Below are 17,656 nucleotides of genomic sequence, written 5' to 3' on the forward strand. Positions count from 1 at the left end.
CGACCGGTGTGATCGCGCGCACGTTGCGTAACCACCGCACCTGACGCTGCACTGGGGGAATGCTGACGCGAATCGACCACATCGGGATTGCCTGCTTCGACCTCGACAAGACCGTCGAGTTCTACCGGGCCACCTACGGCTTCGAGGTCTTCCACACGGAGGTCAACGAGGAGCAGGGCGTACGGGAAGCCATGCTCAAGATCAACGAGACGTCCGACGGCGGCGCCTCCTACCTCCAGCTCCTGGAGCCCACCCGGGAGGACTCCGCGGTGGGAAAGTGGCTGGCCAAGAACGGTGAGGGGGTGCACCACATCGCCTTCGGCACCGCCGACGTCGACGGGGACGCCCAGGCCGTCCGCGACAAGGGTGTGCGTGTTCTCTACGACGAGCCGCGTATCGGCTCCATGGGCTCCCGTATCACTTTTCTCCACCCCAAGGACTGCCACGGCGTGCTGACCGAACTCGTCACCTCTGCAACGGAGCACTGACCGCTGGATTCCCGGCCCGGTAGAGTGGGCGATTCCGGGCCGGGGCCGGGTCGGGGCCGCGCCGCGTTCCCTCCGTTGATCTGTCACCATTCCCCGGGGGGCCGTTCGCCGGCGAACGGTGCTCGTTTGGAGAGAGTTGCGACCAGGGGACGGATGGGACCGCGCAGTGCGGGGCTACGAACGCCAGGAGAGCCACCGAGCTGACGACGACCACCTCTCGCGGTTCGAAGCCGAGATGGACCGGCTGAAGACCGAGCGGGAGAAGGCCGTCCAGCACGCCGAAGACCTCGGCTACCAGGTCGAGGTGTTGCGCGCCAAGCTCCACGAGGCGCGACGCAGTCTCGCCTCCCGTCCGGCGTACGACAATGCGGACATCGGCTACCAGGCCGAGCAGTTGCTCCGGAACGCGCAGATCCAGGCGGATCAGCTCAGGACGGACGCCGAGCGCGAACTGCGCGACGTCCGCGCCCAGACGCAGCGCATCCTCCAGGAGCACGCCGAGCACCAGGCCCGTCTCCAGGCCGAGCTGCACACCGAGGCGAACCAGCGCCGGCAGCGCCTGGACCAGGAGCTTGCCGAGCGCCGTCAGACCGTCGAGGCGCACGTCAACGAGAACGTCGCCTGGGCCGAGCAGCTGCGCGCCCGCACCGAGGCCCAGGCCCGCCGGCTCCTCGAGGAGTCCCGCGCCGAGGCCGAGAAGTCGCTGGCCGCCGCCCGCGCGGAGGCCGCCCGGGTCGCCGAGGAGGCCGGCCGGCGCCTCGGATCCGAGGCCGAGTCGGCCCGCTCGGAGGCCGAGGCGATCCTGCTGCGCGCCCGCAAGGACGCCGAACGGCTGCTGAACGCCGCGTCCAACCAGGCGCAGGAGGCCACCAGCCACGCCGAGCAGCTGCGGACCTCCACCACCGCCGAGTCCGACCAGGCTCGCCAGCAGGCCGCCGAGCTGAGCCGCTCCGCGGAACAGCGGATACAGGAGGCCGAGGAGAAGCTGCGCGAGTCCCGCGCGGAGGCCGAGAAGCTGGTCGCCGAGGCCAAGGACGCGGCGGCGAAGCAGCTGGCGTCCGCCGATTCGGTCAACGAGCAGCGCACCCGTACGGCCAAGGCCGAGATCGCCCGGCTGGTCGCCGAGGCCACCACCGAGTCCGAGGCGCTCAAGGCGGACGCCGAGCAGGCACTCGCCGACGCCCGCGCGGAGGCCGAGAAGGTCGTCGCCGCCGCCGCGGAGAAGGCCCGCACATCCGTGGCGGAGGACTCCGCCGCCCAGCTCGCGAAGGCGGCGCGTACCGCCGAGGAGGTCCTGACCAAGGCCTCCGACGACGCCCGGGAGACCACCCGCAAGGCGGGCGAGGAGGCCGAGCGGATCCGCCGCGAGGCCGAGGCCGAGGCGGACCGGCTGCGCGGCGAGGCCGCCGAGCAGGCCGACCAGCTCAAGGGCGCGGCCAAGGACGACACCAAGGAGTACCGCGCCAAGACCGTCGAGCTCCAGGAGGAGGCGCGCCGGCTGCGCGGCGAGGCCGAGCAGCTGCGCGCCGAAGCCGTCGCCGAGGGCGAGCGCATCCGCGGCGAGGCCCGCCGGGAGGCCGTGCAGCAGATCGAGGAGGGGGCCAGTACCGCCGAGGATCTGCTCACCAAGGCCCGCGCGGACGCCGACGAACTGCGCTCCGGCGCGAGCAGCGACAGCGAGCGCGTACGCACCGAGGCCATCGAGCGCGCGACGACGCTGCGCCGGCAGGCCGAGGAGACCCTGGAGCGCACCCGCGCCGAGGCCGAGCGGCTGCGGGTGGAGGCGGAGGAGCAGGCGGACTCCGTCCGGGCCGCGGCCGAGCAGGCCGCCGAGGCCGTGCGCGAGGAGACCGAGCGGGGGGTCGCGGCCCGTCAGGAGGAGGCCGCCGACGAACTGCGGCGTCTGCACACCGAGGCTGAGTCCCGCCTGGCTTCCGCCGAGCAGAATCTGACCGACTCGCGTGCCGAGGGCGAGCGCATCCGCCGCGAGGCCGCCGAGGAGACCGAGCGGCTGCGCACCGAGGCCGCCGAGCGGATCCGCACCCTCCAGGCCCAGGCCGAGCAGGAGGCCGAGCGGCTGCGCACCGAAGCCGCGGCCGACGCCTCCACGACCCGTGCCGAGGCCGAGAACATCGCCGTACGGCTGCGCAGCGACGCCGCGAGCGAGGCCGAGCGGCTCAAGAACGAGGCGCAGGACACCGCCGACCGGCTGCGTGCCGAGGCGGCCGCCGCCGCCGACCGGGTGGGCGCCGAGGCCGCCGAGGCACTCGGCGCGGCCCAGGAGGAGGCCGTACGCCGCCGTCGTGAGGCCGAGGAGATCCTCGAGTCCGCGCGCGGCGAGGCGGACCGGGAGCGCGAGCGCGCCCGCGAGCAGAGCGAGGAACTCCTCGCGTCCGCCCGCAAGCGCGTCGAGGAGGCGCAGACCGAGGCGCACCGGCTCGTCGAGGAGGCCGACCGCCGTGCGACCGAGATGGTCGCCGCGGCCGAGCAGACCGCCAAGCAGGTACGCGACTCCGTCCAGGGGCTGCACGAGCAGGCCGAGCAGGAGATCACCGGCCTGCGGTCGGCCGCCGAGCACGCGGCGGAGCGCACCAGGTCCGAGGCGCAGGACGAGGCGGACCGTGTCCGCACCGACGCGCACGCCGAGCGCGAGCGCGCGGCCGAGGACGCGGCCCGGCTGCGGACACGGGCCCAGGAGGAGACCGACGCGGCGAACTCGCTCGCCGAACGGACCGTCACCGAAGCGATCACCGAGTCGGACCGGCTGCGGGCCGACACCCAGGAGTACGTCCAGCGGATGCGGACGGAGGCGTCGGACGCCGTCGCCTCCGCCGAGCAGGACGCGGCCCGCGCCCGCGCCGAGGCGCGCGAGGACGCCAACCGCATCCGTTCCGAGGCGGCCGCCCAGGCGGACCGTCTGATCGGCGAGGCGACGAGCGAGTCGGAGCGGGTACGTTCCGAGAGCGACGGCATCCTCGACGAGGCACGGCAGGCCGCCGACAAGCGCCGGGCGGACGCCGCCGAGCAGGCCGACCAGCTCATCAACGAGGCGGCCGGCGAGGCGGAGCGGTTGCGCGCCGAGGCGGCGGAGACGGTGGGCTCGGCCCAGCAGGCGGCCGAGCGCATCCGGGCCGAGGCGCAGAACCTCAAGGCGGAGGCCGAGGCCGAGGCCGAGCGCATGCGCAGCGAGGCCCGCGACGAGGCCGACCGGACCGTCGACGAGGCACGCGAGGCTTCGGCGAAGCGCCGGGCGGACGCCGCCGAACAGGCCGACCAGCTCATCAACAAGGCCCAGGAAGAGGCGCTGCGCGCCGCGCTGGAGGCCGAGGAGCAGGCCGACGCGATGGTCGGCGCGGCCCGCACCGAGGCCGACCGGCTGGTCGCCGAGGCGACCGTCGAGGGCAACTCCCGGGTGGAGAAGGCCCGGACGGACGCCGACGAACTGCTCGTCGGCGCACGCCGGGACGCCGCCGCCATAAGGGAGCGCGCCGAGGAGCTGCGCACCCGCATCGAGGCCGAGATCGACGAGCTGCACGAGCGGGCGCGGCGGGAGACGTCCGAGCAGATGAAGACGGCGGGCGAGCGCGTCGACCAGCTGGTGAAGGCGGCCACGGAGCAGCAGGCCGAGGCCGAGGCGAAGGCCAAGGAGCTGGTGTCCGAGGCCAATTCGGAGGCCGGCAAGGTCCGTATCGCCGCGGTGAAGAAGGCCGAGGGCCTCCTGAAGGAGGCCGAGCAGAAGAAGGCCGAGCTGACCCGTGAGGCGGAGCGGATCAAGGCGGACGCGGAGGCCGAGGCCGAGCGTCTGGTCGGCGAGGGCCAGCGTGAGCTCGATGTGCTGGTGCGCCGGCGCGAGGACATTCAGGCCGAGATTTCGCGTGTCCAGGACGTACTCGAGGCGTTGGAGTCTTTCGAGGCGCCCGGCGGGGGCAAGGACGGGGGCGTCAAAGCGGGTGCAACAGCGGGGGTTACACGTTCGAGTGGCAAGTCCCACGAGAGCTAGCCACTCAAAAGGCTGGACATTCTCCAGATCAAACGGGCATCCACTCGATGACACGCCGCCTCGGCCCCTAGGATTCCCCCTATCACCTCACCGGTCTCATTCGACAGGAACCCCATGAGCGACACTTCCTCCCCCTTCGGCTTCGAGCTCGTGCGGCGTGGTTACGACCGCGGTCAGGTGGATGACCGCATTACCAAGCTCGTCGCCGACCGTGATAGTGCTCTGGCCCGAATCACCTCACTGGAAAAGCGCATCGAGGAGCTCCACCTCGAGACGCAGAACGCCCAGGCCCAGGTCAGCGACGCAGAGCCGTCGTACGCCGGTCTCGGTGCACGCGTCGAGAAGATCCTCCGCCTCGCCGAGGAGGAGGCGAAGGACCTGCGCGAGGAGGCCCGTCGCGCGTCCGAACAGCACCGTGAGCTGGCCGAGTCCGCCGCGCAGCAGGTGCGCAACGACGCCGAGTCGTTCGCCTCCGAGCGCAAGGCCAAGGCCGAGGACGAGGGCGTCCGGATCGTCGAGAAGGCGAAGGGCGACGCCTCCACGCTGCGCAGCGAGGCGCAGAAGGACGCGCAGTCCAAGCGCGAGGAGGCCGACGCTCTCTTCGAGGAGACGCGCGCCAAGGCCGCCCAGGCCGCCGCGGACTTCGAGACGAACCTGGCCAAGCGCCGCGAGCAGTCCGAGCGCGACCTGGCCTCGCGTCAGGCGAAGGCCGAGAAGCGTCTGGCGGAGATCGAGCACCGCGCCGAGCAGCTGCGCCTGGAGGCCGAGAAGCTGCGTACGGACGCGGAGCGCCGCGCCCGTCAGACGGTGGAGACGGCGCAGCGCCAGGCCGAGGACATCGTGGCCGACGCGAACGCCAAGGCCGACCGGATCCGCAGCGAATCGGAGCGCGAGCTGGCGGCGCTCACCAACCGCCGCGACTCGATCAACGCGCAGCTGACCAACGTCCGCGAGATGCTGGCCACGCTGACCGGTGCCGCCGTTGCCGCGGCCGGCACCCCCGCCGACGACGAGCCGATCTCCCGCGGCGTCCCGGCGCAGCAGTCCCGCTAGCACAGCCCCGTTTCCTGAGCCCCGCTCAGGGACGTACGCCGTATCGCCGAGTGCCCGGCGCCCTGATGGGTGCCGGGCACTCGCGTGTTCGCCCGTCGTGTGCTCGAAGGCCGCGAGAAAGTCCCTTCCGCCCGGTGGCGCACGCCATCCCCGGCCCTTAGCGTGGCCGCATGATCGAGCTTGAGGGCCTCACCAAGCGCTTCGGCAGCAAGGTCGCCGTCGACCATCTTTCGTTTCAGGTCAGGCCGGGGATGGTGACCGGCTTCCTCGGTCCCAACGGGGCGGGCAAGTCGACGACGATGCGGATGATGCTCGACCTCGACAATCCGACGAGCGGCACCGTACGGATCGACGGCAAGCACTACCGGGATCTCGACGAGCCCCTGAAGTACATCGGCGCGCTGCTGGACGCCAAGGCCATGCACGGTGGCCGGACCGCGTACAACAACCTGCTGTGCCTGGCCCAGGCGAACCGCATCCCGGCCGCGCGTGTCTCGCAGGTCCTCGATGTCGTCGGGCTGAGCGCGGTGGCGAAGAAGAAGTCGAAGGGCTTCTCGCTCGGTATGGGCCAGCGGCTGGGAATCGCGTCGGCCCTGCTCGGTGATCCAGAGATCCTGATGTTCGACGAACCGGTCAATGGTCTGGACCCCGAGGGAATTCACTGGATCCGCAATCTGATGAAGACTCTTGCATCAGAAGGTCGCACGATCTTCGTCTCCTCGCATCTGATGAGCGAAATGGCCCTGACCGCCGATCACTTGATCGTGATCGGGCAGGGCAAGCTGCTGGCCGACACATCGATGGCGGCTTTCATCCAGGAGAACTCCCGGAGTTATGTGCGGATGCGCTCGCCGCAGCAGGAGCGACTTCGCGATGTGCTCCATGAATCGGGTTTCGTCGCGGTCGAATCGGGAAACGGCACACTGGAGATCGACGGCACCGGTCCCGAGGAGCTCGGTGAACTGGCCGCCCGGCACCAGATCGTTCTGCACGAACTGAGCTCCCAGCGCGCGTCGCTGGAGGAAGCCTTCATGCAGATGACCGCGGGCGCGGTGGAGTACCACGCACACGGCACGTCCGAGGGCCCGCAGCCGCCCGCGGCCCCACCGGGCCCCCAGTGGGGCCAGAACTACCAGAGCAGCAAGGGAGCCTGACCCATGGCCTCGGTGCCCGCGGTCCTTCAGTCCGAGTGGACCAAGATCCGTACGGTGTCGTCGACGACCTGGACGCTGGTGTGCGCGTTCGCGGTCACCGTCGCGATGGGAGCCGCGCTCAGCGCGCTGCTGGCCTCGACGTTCGACGATCTGTCACCCGAGGAGCAGCTCACGTTCGACCCGACCTTCATCAGCTTCTCCGGAATGATCCTGGGGCAGCTGGCGATGGTGGTCTTCGGTGTGCTGGTGGTCGGCACGGAGTACAGCTCCGGCATGATCCGCACCTCGCTCGCCGCCGTACCGCAGCGTGCGACATTCCTCTTCAGCAAGCTGGCGGTGGCCACGGTGCTGGCGCTCGTCGTGGGCCTCGCGACGAGCTTCGTGGCCTTCTTCCTCGGCCAGGCGCTGCTGGGCGAGCACCGCACGACGCTCGGCGCGGACAACGTCCTGCGCGCGGTCGTCGGCGGCGGTCTCTACATGGGCCTCATCGCGCTGTTCTCGATGGCGGTCGCGACGATGCTGCGCAGCTCGATGCTCTCGCTCGGCATCCTGATGCCGTTCTTCTTCCTGGTCTCGCAGATCCTCGCGTCGGTCCCCAAGGCGAAGGACGTCGCCCGCTACTTCCCCGACCAGGCCGGCTCCAAGATCATGCAGGTGGTCCCGGACGCGATGGGCAGCGACAAGGCTCCGTACGGCCCGTGGGCGGGGCTCGGGATCATGGTGCTCTGGGTGGTGGCGGCGCTGATCGGCGGCTATCTGGTACTGAAGAAGAGGGACGCCTGACGGGCGGATCGTCCCCCTCGGGCAGCAGCCGGTCGAAGTCGCGCCAGCCGCGCCAGGTCCAGACGTCCTTCTCGAGGTTCGGCTCCAGCGGCACGAAGCGGCCGGTCTCGAAGTCGTCGCCGTCGAGGTCGAACCAGCGCTCGTCGACGACTTCGGTTCCCATGCCGACGGTCCTGGCGGTCAGCCGCACGAGGAGCTTCGCCCCGTGGGACCGGGAGAGGTCCTTGCCCTGGATCTCGGAGACGGGCAGCTGCGGCACGGGAGCGTCGACCGGGATCCACACCGTGAACGGCGCTCCGCGCTCCACCGCGAGCCAGGAGCGCTCGTCGGCCGGCTCCCCCTTCTCGTCCAGCACCCGGAGCCACTTCTTGTAGATCACCAGACTGCCGTCGTGCGGCGACCGCTCCAGATAGCGCAGATGGACCCGGGCCTTCAGGTCGACGACCGAGAGGTTGTCGAGATGGTTGTAGAAGCGGACCGCGATGATGGCGTCCTCGCTCTCCGCATGCATCCGCGCGTACCCGGGGAAGTCCGCGGCCCAGGCGTGCGAGACGCTCGCCCGCCGCCGCCAGACGAACGGCCGCAGGGCGAACAGCTTGATCAGCACGATGCCGAGCACCACCGCGGGCGCCAGCGCCCCGGTCAACGAGGCGAGCGTCGCCAGCAACTGATGCGCCGAGCTGTCGTGTTCGGGGCTGAGGCTGTCCGTCCCCGCACAGGCCCGCAGCGCCTCCAGCCCGAGGTTGAGCAGCCCTTCCCCGTCGCTCAGCCGCTCGGAAACGCTGCGGGGGGACTTCTCGGTCAGTGTCCACACGACGGCGATGGCGGCGGCGAGGAGCGTCAGGGCGCCCAGCGTCATCAGGAACAGCGCGTGGACGGTACGCCCGGCGATCCACCAGCGAACCGACGTCCGATACCGCGGATGCGGTCGGCGGCTCCTCGGCCACACCCGCAACATGTTCAACTCACGCCCCCCGGTGTCCAGTTCAGCAACGGGACCAAGCTATCTGCCCGCTTCCTCTTCGGGTCAACCGTGGCACGACGGGGCGTCCCGTAGGCTCGGCCGGGGTAGATGTGCCGTGGAAGGCTCTGCTCCGTACACGTGATCAATCGCGAAGGGCGTCTCCCGTGAAGGACCGAAGCCTCGAAGCGCTGGGCCTGGACGGCGTGCCGGCCAGGGAACCGCTGACGTACCCGGGCCGCCCCACCCCCGAGCCGTCCCTGCTCAGCGGCGACAAACTGCTCCAGCTGGATGTCCGGCCGCTGCGGCTCGGTGAGTGGTACGTGGAGGAGCAGGCACAGCAGCACCGTCTCGACCAGGCGCTGTCCGACCTCGGCCAGGTGGTGACCGGCCGCCGCCACCCGGTGATCGCGGTGGGGTCCAACGCCTCGCCGGGGCAGGTCAGTCACAAGCTCACCCGGCTCGGCATCCCGGCGACGGTGCCCATGGTGCCGGTGCGGGTCGGCGGCATCGGGGTCGGCTGCTCGGGGCACATCAGTCCGGCCGGTTATGTGGCGGGCACGCCGTACGTGGCCCGCGACGCCTCCGCCGTCCTCGTCGTCGCCTGGCTGGATTCCACCCAGCTGAAGGCCGTCGACGACACGGAGTTCCCCGACTACCGGCGGGCCATACTCCCCGGCGACGAGTTCCCCATGACCATGCCGTCCGGCGAGCGTCTGAGCGGCGCCTACATCTACTTCAGCGCGCACGGCGTCCTCGCGGGGCCCGACGGCACCCCCCGGCCCGGTGGGGGCGACCAGTCCGAGCTGCTCGCCGGGCTTCTCGCGCAGTCGGACCGGCTGCGGGAGCTGCTCGGGCCCGACCCGGCGACCTGGGTGAAGAAGGCCGGCGCCGACCCGGCGCTGCGCGAGGAAGGGACCCGGATCTTCGGGTCGGAGGGCTGGGTGCTGCCGCAGACCGACTTCCTGCCCTACCTCGACGACTCCGCAGAGGTGCGGCTCTACGACGATCTGCCACCGCTCGGCGACTCCCTGCCGTCGTAGCCGGAGCGTTACGACGTGGCCGGAACCGTCAAGGCACGGATATCCTCCTAACTCTTACGGGGGCGTGCGGCCTGGCGGCCTATGCCCGACGACCGAAAGTCGATGGGGCTGGAGAATGATCGAGGCAGTCGGCCTGACGAAGCGCTACGGCGCCAAGACGGCCGTGTACAACCTTTCCTTCCAGGTACGGCCCGGCGCCGTCACCGGGTTCCTCGGGCCCAACGGTGCCGGCAAGTCGACGACGATGCGGATGATCCTCGGGCTCGACAACCCGACCGCCGGCACCGTCACGGTCTGCGGCGCCCCCTTCCGGCAGGTGCCGAACGCGCCCCGGCAGGTCGGTGCCCTGCTGGACGCCAAGGCCGTGCACGGCGGGCGCAGCGCGCGCAACCACCTGCTGTCCCTGGCCCAGCTGTCCGGCATCCCGGCCCGCCGCGTGGACGAGGTCCTCGGCGTTGTCGGCCTCCAGGAGGTCGCCAAGAGGCGCTCCAAGGGCTTCTCGCTGGGCATGGGCCAGCGGCTCGGCATCGCGGCCGCGCTGCTCGGCGACCCCCAGGTGCTGCTCTTCGACGAGCCGGTCAACGGTCTCGACCCCGAGGGCATCCTCTGGGTCCGCAACCTGATGAAGCAGCTCGCCGCCGAGGGCCGTACGGTCTTCGTCTCCTCGCACCTGATGAGCGAGATGGCGGTGACCGCCGACCACCTGATCGTGATCGGCCGGGGCCAGCTGCTCTCGGACATGAGCGTCAAGGACTTCATCTCGGCGAACTCCGCCGACTTCGCGCGGGTGCGCACCCCGGACACCGAGCCGCAGCAGCGCGAGAAGCTGTCGGCCGCGCTCACCGAGGCGGGCGGCAGCGTCCTCTCGGAGCCGGACGGGGCGCTGCGGGTCACCGGGCTCCCGCTCCCGCGGATCAGCGATCTGGCGCACTCCTCGGACGTCCGGCTGTGGGAGCTCTCGCCGCACCAGGCCTCGCTGGAGGAGGCGTACATGCGGATGACGCAGGGCGCGGTGGACTACCGGTCGACGGACGACCAGAAGGCCGGCCTGATGCAGCCGCAGCAGTTCGGGTACGCACCGCCGCCGCAGCAGGTCCCGGACGTGCCGCAGCAGGGCTGGTACGCCCCGCCGCCGCCCGGTGCCCAGCCGGCCGGCCCCGTCGGACCCGTGAGCGACAACCCCTACGCGGCCGCGCCGCCCGCTGCCCCCGGGCAGCCTGCTCCCGCCGCGCCGCACGTCGCTCCCCCGGCCGCCGCTCCCGCCGACCTGACCAAGCCCGAGGACGCCCGATGACCACGCCCTACCAGCAGCAGGCCCCGTACGCCCCGAGCTCGTACGTCTCGCCGATCCCCGTGCGCAAGGCCCACCTCGGCGATGCGCTGGCCTCCGAGTGGACGAAGATCCGCTCCGTGCGCTCCACCCTGTGGACGCTGGGCGTGATGATCCTGCTGATGCTCGGCATCGGCCTCGGTATCGCCGCGATCGTCTCCGCCAACGAGGTCGACCTGGAGGACCAGTCGGCGCTCGGGTTCGGTTTCTTCGGGGTGCTGCTCAGCACGATCTGCGTCATGACGCTGGGTGTGCTGACCATCGCCTCCGAGTACGGCACCGGCATGATCCGTACGACGCTGACGGCCTGCCCCAGCCGGGGCAGGGTGCTCGCCGCGAAGGCGATCGTGTTCTTCCTGCTCGTCTTCACCCTGACGACCGTCCTCGCCACGCTCGTCGCGGCGATCCAGACGTCGATGATCGATTCGGTCGAGGCGACCGGCGCGGAGTGGCTCCGGTCCACCGTCGGCGTTGGCCTGTTCGTCGCTCTGATCGGCCTGCTGTCGCTGGCCGTCGGCGGCATGATCCGGCACTCCGCGGGCGCGATCACGATCATGATCGGCGTGATGCTGCTGCCGCTGGTCGCGGCCATGTTCATGTTCTCGCCGTCGCTCGCCGACGTGCAGGACTTCCTGCTCCAGTACGCGATCCCGAGCCAGCTCATCGGCATCTACGGCGAGGCGGCCTCGGGCAACGGCGACGGCCCGACCGGCTGGCAGCCGGTGTGGATCATGCTCGGTCTGACCACCGCGGCGATGGCCGGCGCGTTCGCCGTGCTGCGCAGCCGCGACGTGTAACCGGCTCAGCATTTCGGCGCGTTGACGTGTAACCGGCTCAGTATTTCGGCGCGTTACGGGACCGCTGCACCCGCGAGGTGCGGCGGTCCTTCGCATTCCAGCAGGCCTTGTGCCAGTGACGCCGGTCCTCCACGCCGCCGTGCTCCGGCCAGGCGACCACATGCGGCAGGGCGGCGGGGATCTCCTGGTCGCAGCCCGGACACCGGTACCGCTTGCCCGCGGCACTTGCGCCGGCGACGTGGCGGACCGACCAGTCCTCGCCCTGCCATTCCTCGCTGCGACCGAAGCCGCCGTACCTCTCACCCGGCTCACCGGGCGGCGCGGACGGGTTCTCGCCGCCCTTGGGGCGGTTGCGGCGCGGGGACACGTGACACCTCACGGGGCAAGTCCGGACAGTTCCCCTCCAGCCTACGGCCCGAAGTCCGGGGTACTCGTCCCGGCGGTGTGGGACGGTGGCAGCCACCGGAGGGCAGTTACCGGAAAATCGCAACAACTTCACTCCTGGCCGTGCCTATGGCACGTGTCAGACGTTAATGCCACTGGGGGGAGTGACGCGTCGGCCGCAAGGAGGCACAAGGCGATGCGCGTGGGAACTTTCGTTCTGGCGGCCCAATTCCCGGGCCAGGGACAGGGGGAGGCACTGCACCGGGCGGTGCGGTCCGCCGAGGTCGCGGAGGAGTCCGGGCTGGATTCCGTCTGGCTGGCCGAGCACCACTTCGTGCCCTACGGAGTGTGCCCCTCGGCCGTGACGCTCGCCGCGCTGCTGCTCGGTCGTACGGAGAGAATCCGCGTGGGCACGGCGGTCACCGTGCTCCCCAGCGTGCACCCCGTGGCGCTCGGCGAGCAGGCCGCGCTGCTGCATCTGACCAGCGGCGGCCGCTTCTCCCTCGGTGTGGGACGCGGCGGGCCCTGGATCGACCTGGAGGTCTTCGGCTCGGGCCTCGACGCGTACGAGAGGGACTTCCCCGAATCGCTGGATCTGCTGATGCGTTGGCTGCGCGAGCCCAGCGTCGGCACCCGCGGGGACCGGTTCAGCTTCCGGGAGGTACCGGTGGTGCCCCGGCCCGACGAGCTGTTCGGCGGACCGCCGGAGGGCCCCGAGGTGGTGGTCGCCTGTACGTCCCCGAGCAGCGTGACCCTCGCCGCCGAGCGCGGACTGCCGATGCTGCTCGGAATGCACTGCGGGGACGAGGAGAAGGCGGACATGGTCGCCATGTGGCGCCGGCTGGCTCTTGCCGCGGGCCACGCGCCCGAGGAGGTCGCTCAGGCCGGTCATGTGTCCGCGGGAGTGGCGCAGATCGCGGACCGCGGCCCGGAGGCCAGGGAGACGCTGCTCAAGGCGATGCCGGGCTGGCTCAAGCAAGGCCTGGAGGCTCATGTCACGGTCGACGGGAGGCACCGCTCGATGCGGGACCCCGTCGCGTACACGGAACTGCTGTGCAAGCTGCACCCGGTGGGCCCGCCCCGGCTCGCCGCGGACCGGCTCGCGGCCACCGCCGAGCGCACCGGAATCCGGCGGTTCGCCCTGCTCGTCGAGGGCTCGGGCGATCTGGCGGCCACGGAGGAGAACGTACGACGGCTGGGCGAGGAGGTCCTGCCCCTGGTGTCGTGAGCCGGGACGCACCGCGCGTCCCCGGCGTGCTGCCGCTCCGGCACCAGTTGCACCTCCTGCGATGCGGAGCGGCAGCAAAGGAGATCAGCAGTCGCGCAGTTCGGGCGACTGGTTGAGCAACTGGCCCCGTATAGAAGTGAAGCGGGCGAGCCGCTCGTCCACCGATGAATCCAGCGGGAACACCGCAACGCGGTGGCAGTTCTGGAATGCCAGACGCACTCCGAAGTGCCGCTGCAGCGCACCGCGAATGGCATCACTCGCGAGTGCACGCAGCAGCTGACCACGTGCCTGCTCGTCCGGCGGAGGCGTCTGGTTGTCGGCGAAGTCCCCGCCGTCGACCTTCAGCTGTGCCACCAGCGAACTGATCATCTCCCATGCAAAGGGCAGGGAGGTCCGGACGCAGTCGACGAATGCTGCTTCATCGACCTCGCCTCGCTCGGCCTGTTCCAAAAGCGCCGGTGAGACGTCGAGCGACATGGGTTCTCCTCTCGCGACCCCGGGTCGACGGGGCCTTACGGGCAGGGAAGGAGGGTGCCGGACGCGACGACATGAGCCACGCCTGACGACGCAGAGTGCACAACCGACAACCTCCTGCATCCACGGTAAGTGCGCAGTCCTGCCGACACCAGGAGATTGGGAGCACAACCGGCCATTAACGAACGGGGCTTGTAGGGCGAATCGCGCGCGACCACGTGCGTCGAGTAGCGTTGCCGACCATGCGTCTTGTCATCGCCCGCTGCTCCGTGGACTACGCGGGCCGGCTCACCGCCCACCTGCCCTCTGCACCCCGTCTGATCCTGGTCAAGGCGGACGGCAGCGTCTCGATCCACGCTGACGACAGGGCCTACAAACCACTGAACTGGATGTCCCCTCCCTGCACGCTCAAGGAAGGATCCGACGAAAACGACAGCGTGTGGACGGTCATCAACAAAGCGGGCGAGAAACTGATCATCACGATGGAGGAAATCCTCCACGACTCCTCGCACGAGCTCGGCGTGGACCCCGGCCTGATCAAGGACGGTGTGGAGGCGCATCTGCAGGAACTCCTCGCCGACCGCATCGAGACGCTGGGCGAGGGCTACAGCCTCATCCGCCGCGAATACCCCACGGCCATCGGCCCGGTGGACATCCTGTGCCGTGACGCGGACGGCGCGACGGTCGCGGTGGAGATCAAGCGCCGCGGCGAGATCGACGGCGTGGAACAGCTGACGCGCTACCTGGAACTGCTGAACAGGGACCCGCATCTGGCGCCGGTGAAGGGCGTGTTCGCGGCCCAGGAGATCAAGCCGCAGGCACGGGTGCTGGCGACGGACCGGGGCATCGGGTGTGTGGTGCTGGACTACAACGCGATGCGGGGCATCGAGGACGACAAGCTGCGGCTGTTCTGAGCGGGGGCGGTGATGCTCGGGGGCGCTGCCCCCGAGTGCCCCTGGTCCTCAATCGCCGGACGGGCTGGATTTCTACGGCCCGCACATCCCGACAGCGGCCCGCACTTCAAGCCCGCCGTCGAGGGGCAAGAGCCCGCACACCAAGCCCCGCCGGCGATTGAGGCGCGGGGTCCGGGACAGCACCCCGCAAGCACCCGCACCTCACGCCGCGACGGCGGCACCGCCCTCCGGGCAGTGTCCTCAAACGCCGGACGGGCTGGAAAATCAAGCCCCGCCGGCGATTGAGGCGCGGGGTCCGGGGCAGCGCCCCGCAAGCACCCGCGCCCGTCAGATGACCGGCTCCCCCGCCGGCTCGGACACCGGCGCACTGCTCGTCATCGACGCACCCGACGATTCACTGGGCCCGCCCGCTGACGTGTTCTCCTCGGCCGGCGTGCCTGGCGTCGTGGGCGGCGTCGTCGTGGGCGGCGGCTCACTCGATGACGGGGGCGATGTCGTCGGCGGCGGTGTCGTGGGCGGCTCACTCGACGACGGCGGCCTCGTCGTCGACGACTTCGTCGGCTTCGGCTTCCCCGACGACGCCCCACCCCCCGGCTCCGACCTGCTCGGCGAGACCCCGCCCCCGGGCTCTTCCTCCCCGTCATTCGACGCACTCGACCCCGGAGTCACCGCTCCCGACGGGTCCGGGACATCGGACGGGTCGCTCGGGCCGTCGTCCGAGCCGTTCTCGGGCTCGTCCGCGGTGAGGCCGTCCTGGCCGTCGTCCTCGTTCGCCGACCGGCCGTTGCCGACCTTGTCGCTCGGCGGGTCCTGGTTGTCCGAGGTCGCGCCCAGCGTCACCACCGTGCCGAGCACGACGGCGAGCAGCGCGCCCGCACCCGCGGCGACGAGGTTGCGGCCGCTGCCGAGTACCGCGGGGCGCCGGCGCTTCTTCGTGCTGCCGTTGACCGGTGTACCGCTCGCGACCAGCGTCTCCGGCGTCGTGCCGGTCGTGGAAGACGTGTAAGACGCAGAAGACGCAGAAGACGCAGCCCGCGACGCCCCGAGGCCCGCGAGCGGCACGGGCAGGTTCGCCGGCGCACCCTTCGCGGGCGAGGACGGCTCCTTCTTGCGCACCGGGACCACTTCCTGCCCCGCCGGTACGGCAGTGGCGGGAACACTCGGCACGAGCCCGTTCTCGCGGTCCGTGACGAGCGCGAGCGCCCGCCGTCCTGCGACGGTTCCGCTCTTGTCGGCGAGTGCGCCGCGCAGGGCGATCGACGCCTCCAGCTCGGCGCGCGCCCGGTCCAGGCTGTCCGTGCAGAGCGCCAGGATGCCCAATTCGTGGTGGAAGTAGGCCTCTTCAGCCACTTCGCCCGCTATTCGAGCGGCTTCGGATCCCACCCGCAGGACACGTTCCCACGCGCCCCAGTGCATCCCGGCCGCAAAGGCGGGTGCGGCGCTGCGGGCGAGCAGGACGGCCGCGCTGGGGTGGCCCGCCTCCGTGCCCGGCACCAGTGCCGCGAGGGCGGACAGCAGGGCGTCCGACTCGGCCACGGCCCGCTCGGGGGTGACGGACGGGTGTCCGGCCCACCAGGCGTAGTGCTGGGCCGCCGTGTGCGCGTGGGCCGCCGCGTCCTCCGCGTACCCCTTCTCCGTGAGCTGGGCCGGCACACCGGCGGCCAGCCGGTAGCGTCCGCCGACCGGCGAGAGCAGGCCGCAGCTCATCAGTTCGCCGAGTGCGGCGTCCGCGTGGGTGTCCCCCACGAGCGCGGGGAGGTGGGCCTGGTGCGGCACCTCGCCGCCGAGTGCGACCGCGAAGCGCAGGGTCTCCCGGGCGGAGTCGCTCAGCCGGGAGGCCAGCAGCGCGGCGGGCGCCGCGCCCTCGCCCAGGCTGGGCAGGGGTACGTCGTTGCCCTCGGCCGCGTCGTACGGCGCGTACGCCTCGAAGGCCTCCGGGTCGGCGCGCAGTTCGTCGCACTGCCGCAGCAGCGCGCCCGCCTGCACGAAGCGGAGCGGAAGGCCCTCGGACTCGAACCAGAGGTCGCCCGCCCAGTTCGTCTCGTCCTCGGTCAGCGGCCGTTCGACCGTGCGCTGGAGGAGGTCCAGCGAGGCGGCGCGGCCGAGGCCCGTGAGGCCGACCTCTTCGAGGTGCGCGTCGGCGCCGGGCGCCGGGACGTCGGGGGTGGCGGCGAGGAGGAAGGCACACTCGGGGGCCGCGTCGAGCAGTTCGGTGAGCGACGCGCCGCCGAAGTCGAGATCGTCGAGGACGACGATCGCGCCTATCTCCCGGATGTGCGTCAGCAGGCTCGCACGGTCGGGCCGCCGCTGCGGCGCCTTGTACACGGCCGCGAACAGTTCGTGCAGCAGATCCGTCGGGGTGCGGTGCAGTCCGTTCAGGCGTACGACGCCGTCGGGTGCGAGCGTGGCGCAGTCCTCGGCGACGGTGTCGAGCAGAGCGCTGCGCCCGGAGCCCGAGGGCCCCGACAGGCGTACGGAGCGTCCTCGGCCCAGCAGCCGCACCAGCCGCTCGCGTTCCTCGTCGCGCTCCAGCAGCGGGAGCCGCGGCGCGGGCGGGCCGGGCGGCACGGGCGGCTGCGCGGCGCGCTGGAGCTCGGCCCGTTCCTCGGCGGTGTGGCGGACCGGCGCGACCGGCGCCTCTCCCGGCGGGCAGGGTTCTATCTCGCTGCCGTCGACGGGATTGACGGTGAGCAGGAAGTCGCCCGCGACGATCCGAACGGTGCGCGCGAGCGCGGGCACGTGCTGTCCGAAGTCGGGCGTGCCGGGGTCGCGCGGCGGGCGCGGCTGGCCCGCGCCCTCGCCGAAACTGTCCTTGTCCATGGTTCAAGCCCCCCAGATGCGGCTTCGCATAGGTTCGTCCCCGCCAAGATTCTGTTGACTCTGTGGCGGAGCCACGTGCCGATGTCCCTCCCGGCCACTCTGCACGCCCCGCTGTCGCTTCGGGTCCGGTGCCCGCCGCGTGGGTTCGTCAAAACGGCGGGCGACCGAACCCTAGACGGTTGCAGGGTAACGCCGAACCAGGGGGGTGCCGCCCCGCCCGGGACGTC

14 protein-coding genes are annotated in these 17,656 nt (G+C 71.3%); 10 read left to right on the forward strand and 4 right to left on the reverse strand.

The genetic code is table 11. The annotated features are described in order from the left end of the window. Positions 1-59: 59 nt before the first annotated feature. The 5 genes from mce to RPQ07_RS11660 all read left to right on the forward strand — a co-directional run bounded on the left by mce (position 60) and on the right by RPQ07_RS11660 (position 7,478). Positions 60-488: a methylmalonyl-CoA epimerase gene (gene mce, locus RPQ07_RS11640; RefSeq protein WP_313944040.1), complete on the forward strand. Its 429-nt coding sequence runs from the start codon at positions 60-62 to the stop codon at positions 486-488. Positions 489-654: 166 nt separating this feature from the next. After that, the gene (gene scy, locus RPQ07_RS11645) at positions 655-4,488 is read left to right on the forward strand and encodes a polarized growth protein Scy (RefSeq protein WP_313944041.1); all 3,834 of its coding nucleotides are present in this window, start codon (positions 655-657) and stop codon (positions 4,486-4,488) included. A 114-nt stretch (positions 4,489-4,602) separates the two neighbouring features. Then, on the forward strand, positions 4,603-5,541 hold the full coding sequence (locus tag RPQ07_RS11650; RefSeq protein ID WP_313944042.1) for a cellulose-binding protein: 939 nt from the start codon (positions 4,603-4,605) through the stop codon (positions 5,539-5,541). A 170-nt stretch (positions 5,542-5,711) separates the two neighbouring features. Beyond that, the gene (locus RPQ07_RS11655; protein WP_313944043.1) at positions 5,712-6,695 is read left to right on the forward strand and encodes an ABC transporter ATP-binding protein; all 984 of its coding nucleotides are present in this window, start codon (positions 5,712-5,714) and stop codon (positions 6,693-6,695) included. Between the two features lie 3 nt (positions 6,696-6,698). Continuing rightward, positions 6,699-7,478 (forward strand): ABC transporter permease, encoded by a 780-nt coding sequence (locus RPQ07_RS11660; protein WP_313944044.1) that lies wholly within the window; start codon positions 6,699-6,701, stop codon positions 7,476-7,478. Here RPQ07_RS11660 and RPQ07_RS11665 read toward each other — a convergent pair. Then, positions 7,411-8,337: a hypothetical protein gene (locus RPQ07_RS11665; RefSeq protein WP_313944045.1), complete on the reverse strand. Its 927-nt coding sequence runs from the start codon at positions 8,335-8,337 to the stop codon at positions 7,411-7,413. The two genes, RPQ07_RS11660 and RPQ07_RS11665, sit on opposite strands and share 68 nt — an antisense overlap. A 269-nt stretch (positions 8,338-8,606) precedes the next feature. Between RPQ07_RS11665 and RPQ07_RS11670 the strand changes: the two genes are divergently transcribed. From RPQ07_RS11670 to RPQ07_RS11680, 3 genes are all read left to right on the forward strand, one after another. Then, the gene (locus RPQ07_RS11670; protein ID WP_313944046.1) at positions 8,607-9,482 is read left to right on the forward strand and encodes a hypothetical protein; all 876 of its coding nucleotides are present in this window, start codon (positions 8,607-8,609) and stop codon (positions 9,480-9,482) included. 115 nt (positions 9,483-9,597) lie between these two features. Beyond that, the gene (locus tag RPQ07_RS11675; RefSeq protein WP_313944047.1) at positions 9,598-10,776 is read left to right on the forward strand and encodes an ABC transporter ATP-binding protein; all 1,179 of its coding nucleotides are present in this window, start codon (positions 9,598-9,600) and stop codon (positions 10,774-10,776) included. Next, the gene (locus RPQ07_RS11680) at positions 10,773-11,609 is read left to right on the forward strand and encodes an ABC transporter permease (RefSeq protein ID WP_313944048.1); all 837 of its coding nucleotides are present in this window, start codon (positions 10,773-10,775) and stop codon (positions 11,607-11,609) included. The genes RPQ07_RS11675 and RPQ07_RS11680 overlap by 4 nt, the downstream gene beginning before the upstream one ends. Before the next feature lie 37 nt (positions 11,610-11,646). Here RPQ07_RS11680 and RPQ07_RS11685 read toward each other — a convergent pair whose 3' ends face one another. After that, complete coding sequence (locus RPQ07_RS11685; RefSeq protein WP_313944049.1) at positions 11,647-11,976, reverse strand: ATP/GTP-binding protein; 330 nt, start codon at positions 11,974-11,976, stop codon at positions 11,647-11,649. A gap of 213 nt (positions 11,977-12,189) precedes the next feature. On the opposite strand from RPQ07_RS11685, the gene RPQ07_RS11690 reads away from it, so the two are divergent. After that, complete coding sequence (locus RPQ07_RS11690; protein WP_313944050.1) at positions 12,190-13,221, forward strand: LLM class flavin-dependent oxidoreductase; 1,032 nt, start codon at positions 12,190-12,192, stop codon at positions 13,219-13,221. An 84-nt stretch (positions 13,222-13,305) separates the two neighbouring features. On the opposite strand, the gene RPQ07_RS11695 is transcribed toward RPQ07_RS11690, so the two are convergent. Beyond that, the gene (locus RPQ07_RS11695; protein WP_266487491.1) at positions 13,306-13,698 is read right to left on the reverse strand and encodes an SCO5389 family protein; all 393 of its coding nucleotides are present in this window, start codon (positions 13,696-13,698) and stop codon (positions 13,306-13,308) included. Between the two features lie 239 nt (positions 13,699-13,937). Between RPQ07_RS11695 and nucS the strand changes: the two genes are divergently transcribed. Continuing rightward, on the forward strand, positions 13,938-14,609 hold the full coding sequence (gene nucS, locus RPQ07_RS11700) for an endonuclease NucS (RefSeq protein ID WP_313944051.1): 672 nt from the start codon (positions 13,938-13,940) through the stop codon (positions 14,607-14,609). 327 nt (positions 14,610-14,936) lie between these two features. On the opposite strand, the gene RPQ07_RS11705 is transcribed toward nucS, so the two are convergent. Then, the gene (locus RPQ07_RS11705; protein WP_313944052.1) at positions 14,937-17,429 is read right to left on the reverse strand and encodes an ATP-binding protein; all 2,493 of its coding nucleotides are present in this window, start codon (positions 17,427-17,429) and stop codon (positions 14,937-14,939) included. Positions 17,430-17,656: the final 227 nt, after the last annotated feature.

Source organism: Streptomyces sp. AM8-1-1, from assembly GCF_032229325.1.
GTDB lineage: Bacteria > Actinomycetota > Actinomycetes > Streptomycetales > Streptomycetaceae > Streptomyces > Streptomyces achmelvichensis.

What these genes read in the sequence shown, in the direction of transcription:
- mce (WP_313944040.1), top strand. Translation starts at nt 60, where the DNA reads ATGCTGACGCGAATCGACCACATCGGGATTGCCTGCTTCGACCTCGAC.
- RPQ07_RS11650 (WP_313944042.1), top strand. Translation starts at nt 4,603, where the DNA reads ATGAGCGACACTTCCTCCCCCTTCGGCTTCGAGCTCGTGCGGCGTGGT.
- RPQ07_RS11655 (WP_313944043.1), top strand. Translation starts at nt 5,712, where the DNA reads ATGATCGAGCTTGAGGGCCTCACCAAGCGCTTCGGCAGCAAGGTCGCC.
- RPQ07_RS11660 (WP_313944044.1), top strand. Translation starts at nt 6,699, where the DNA reads ATGGCCTCGGTGCCCGCGGTCCTTCAGTCCGAGTGGACCAAGATCCGT.
- RPQ07_RS11665 (WP_313944045.1), bottom strand. Translation starts at nt 8,337, where the DNA reads ATGACGCTGGGCGCCCTGACGCTCCTCGCCGCCGCCATCGCCGTCGTG.
- RPQ07_RS11675 (WP_313944047.1), top strand. Translation starts at nt 9,598, where the DNA reads ATGATCGAGGCAGTCGGCCTGACGAAGCGCTACGGCGCCAAGACGGCC.
- RPQ07_RS11680 (WP_313944048.1), top strand. Translation starts at nt 10,773, where the DNA reads ATGACCACGCCCTACCAGCAGCAGGCCCCGTACGCCCCGAGCTCGTAC.
- RPQ07_RS11690 (WP_313944050.1), top strand. Translation starts at nt 12,190, where the DNA reads ATGCGCGTGGGAACTTTCGTTCTGGCGGCCCAATTCCCGGGCCAGGGA.
- RPQ07_RS11695 (WP_266487491.1), bottom strand. Translation starts at nt 13,698, where the DNA reads ATGTCGCTCGACGTCTCACCGGCGCTTTTGGAACAGGCCGAGCGAGGC.
- nucS (WP_313944051.1), top strand. Translation starts at nt 13,938, where the DNA reads ATGCGTCTTGTCATCGCCCGCTGCTCCGTGGACTACGCGGGCCGGCTC.
- RPQ07_RS11705 (WP_313944052.1), bottom strand. Translation starts at nt 17,429, where the DNA reads ATGGACAAGGACAGTTTCGGCGAGGGCGCGGGCCAGCCGCGCCCGCCG.